This is a genomic window from Flavobacterium sp. GSA192, from assembly GCF_006386525.1.
GTDB classification, from domain to species: Bacteria; Bacteroidota; Bacteroidia; order Flavobacteriales; family Flavobacteriaceae; genus Flavobacterium; species Flavobacterium commune.
Window position 1 is genome coordinate 1 of the sequence record NZ_VAHC01000013.1, and the last position, 1,441, is coordinate 1,441.

Annotated in this window: 1 protein-coding gene; it reads left to right on the forward strand. The window is 29.2% G+C overall.

All coding sequences use genetic code 11. The features are described 5' to 3' along the window. The first annotated feature begins 151 nt into the window (after window positions 1-151). Entirely contained in the window at window positions 152-1,417 is a 1,266-nt protein-coding gene (locus FDM27_RS15975; protein WP_255510575.1) for an IS4 family transposase, read from the forward strand. The last annotated feature ends 24 nt before the right edge of the window (window positions 1,418-1,441 follow it).

Consider the following 1,441-nt stretch of genomic DNA (forward strand, 5'->3'; position numbering starts at 1 on the left):
ACAATGTCATTAAGTTAAGAGTTTTTTGCTGAATTAGCAAGTGTTTTTAATTGTTTTTTAATACTATTTTTCGTATTTTTATTATCAAATAATAACACCTGAATTTTGAAAAAAAACGAGTACTTTTATCTTCAATAAAATTAAAAATGAAATTTTTTCAGAAGAGTTTAAGTCGCATTTTAGAATATCTGATAAGTATTTCATTAGAAACAGAAAGCAACATTTTCCAATCATTTTACTCTTTATGTTAAACCTTCTGAGAAAAAGTTTATCACTTGAAATCGAAAATTTTGTTTCGTTTTTTAAACAGCAGTCTTTTCCTAAATTTACCAAAAGTGCCTTTGTTCAAGCTAGAAGAAAAATTAAACCTGAAGTTTTTAAACACTTGTCTTCTATGCTATTGGAAGAGTTTTATACCGATAACGATGATGCAATACATCTATGGAAAGGTTTTCGACTATTAGCGGTTGATAGCACCCGAATTACCTTGCCCATAACAACAGAACTAAAAGCGATATACGGCGTTACTAAAAATCAAACAGATTCGCATATTGTACAAGCTCGTTGTTCCGTTTTATTTGATGTTTTAAATAAATATGTTTTAGATGGAGTTTTGGCTACTCCAGAAATTGGCGAAAGAGATTTAGCCCTTGTGCATCTACATTGTTGCAATCCAAAAGATTTACTCATTTATGATAGGGGTTATCCTTCATACAATTTTATACACCAACATATTGAAAAGAATATCAACTTTTTAATGCGTGTAAAAACTACTTTTAGCCAAACGGTAATGGATTTTGTTGAAAGTAAAAAAGCGTCACAAATAGTAGAAATTTTTCCGGGCAAAAACACAAAACTCTCCGATAAACCTTATGGTAAAAACACTCCAATTGAAGTACGATTGGTTCGTGTAGAATTACCTAATGATAAAGTTGAAATCCTTATTACTTCATTGTTAGACTCTCAAGAATTTCCTTCAAATCTCTTTAAAAAATTGTACGCCAAACGATGGAAAATCGAAACGTTTTACGACGAACTAAAGAATAAATTAAAAATTGAACACTTTTCGGGTTATTCGAATCAAACCATACAACAAGATTTTTATGCCGCTTTATTTATTAGTAATGTACAAACTTTGATTGTGAGTGAATTAGAAGATGAAATCAATGAGAAAAGCACTAAAATATACACTTATAAAGTAAACAATAACTTATCCTATGGTTTTTTAAAAAATCGAATTGTTGAGCTTTTTTTAAATCAAGATTCGTGTCAAGAAACTATATTAGATGAATTAAAAGAATTATTCAAATCACATCTCGTTCCAATAAGACCAAATCGGTCATTTGAGAGAAAATCAGGTAAATACAGATCTAGAATAAAACCTAAAACAACTAAGAATCAAAAGGATACTATTTGATTTCGGCTTAACTTAATGACATTG